This is a genomic window from Streptococcus oralis (assembly GCF_001578935.1).
Classification (GTDB): Bacteria; Bacillota; Bacilli; order Lactobacillales; family Streptococcaceae; genus Streptococcus; species Streptococcus oralis_R.
Genome location: NZ_KQ969521.1, coordinates 693,569 through 695,190, shown reverse-complemented (window position 1 = coordinate 695,190; position 1,622 = coordinate 693,569). Strand labels below are relative to the sequence as shown.

Genomic DNA, 1,622 nt, shown 5'->3' with positions numbered 1-1,622 from the left:
ACCAGCAGGGAAATACCTAGGAACCTTAGCCAAGACAGGAAAGACAGCAGGGCTCACCGCTGTTAAGACTAGTATCAAAACAGCGGTGAAGGAAGGCATCGAACAAGGCGCTAAGAATTTCGATACCTTTAAAGGGCTATTGAAAAATGTCAAAGGCATGGGGGATAATATTTACCACTCCTTGTCTACCTATCGAAAACAACTCGCCCGTCACTTACAGAATACAGTGGATGAAGGCCTCCTAAATCTAAGCAGGGCAACCCAAGAAGGGCTGGAGCGAGCCAAGCAGTTTACTTTGGAAGTACCGACTGTAGTCGTACGAGAGACTTCAACTGGTAGTCAAATGATGCGGTTTGAAAAAATGAGCAAGAGTCTGGGAGATACAGGTCTAGGAAAGAGCCTGGACAATCTGGCTTCTAAAGCGAAACATGTAGAAAACACCCGACTGGATAGACTCCGAGCTCGTAATGCTTTTTATGGAAATAAAGTAGATGATGTTTTGGAAGCTGGAAGTAAGGTTGGCAAAGATATTGATGGTAAAATTTTTGGAAGACTAGAGTTAGCGAATAAGAGTCATCCTAAAACTGGAATCAAATTTGATCAAGAAGGATTTCCAATTTTTGATTCTTTTGGGGATATGTACTTGGAGCCAGAAGACTATTTAAAATCAAGAGGAACTCATTTTGATAGGGCTAGCAAAGACTTATACCAGCAAATTATGGCCAATGATGAATTAGCACGTAGATTCACACAAGAAGAAATAGAATTATTTAAAAAGGGTAGTGTTCCAAAGAGGTTCACATGGCATCACCATCAAAAACCTGGCTTAATGCAGTTAGTAGATAGACGTATACATAGACAGACAGGCCATATAGGTGGTTACAGTATTTGGGGGAAAGGAAATTAAATAAGAATATGAAGTGGTTGAATTATAAAGATATTTCTATAGATATAATAGAAAGTGTGGAGCATAGATTACAGATTACTCTACCAGACGATTATAAACAATTTGTTTTAAAATATGATGGTGGTTATCCTAATCCTAATCATTTTAAGGTAGATGAAAAGGTAGAAATTTTCAACAATTTGATCAGCCTAGATGAAAATGAATATGATAATATATATGAAATACTTGAAGATTTACAAGATCGACTCGGTGATCAACTGATTCCATTTGCAGAAGATGGTTTTGGGAATTTATTGTGTTTTGATTGTTCAGCGGATAAAAACATCGTTTTTTGGGATCATGAGAAGAACTATGATGATTTTAAAGAGTCAACATTTGTTTGTTCCAATTTTTCTAGTCTAATTGAGAATCTTTTTTAAGATGTGCAGTATTCTCTTATCGTTAATGATAATTATTTTGAATAAAAGTAATCAAATCGGAAGGAAAGTCGTACTCATAAATCACTTATAAGGCATTATTGTACGAAATTGATTCGATCAAAATGAGGTAACACTAGATGTTTGAAGAAATTAAATTGAACCCTTTAAATCAGTTTTATCCACTTACTAGGGATAAAATCAAAAAAAGTGAATCAAAGTTAGGAATAATGTTTCCGAAATTACTTAGAGACTTTTATTTAGAAATTGGCTATGGTTTTATTGGAAGTAAAGTAGGT

2 protein-coding genes are annotated in these 1,622 nt (G+C 35.5%); both read left to right on the top strand.

Annotation, left to right across the window (positions count from 1 at the left end):
* Window positions 1-907, top strand: a 907-nt coding sequence (locus tag SORDD15_RS10500; RefSeq protein WP_231097625.1) for an HNH endonuclease, incomplete at its 5' end; no start/stop codon positions are given.
* 8 nt (window positions 908-915) lie between these two features.
* A complete protein-coding gene (locus tag SORDD15_RS03480) occupies window positions 916-1,326 on the top strand; it encodes an SMI1/KNR4 family protein (protein WP_061414381.1) in 411 nt (136 codons plus the stop codon).
* Window positions 1,327-1,622 lie beyond the last annotated feature (296 nt).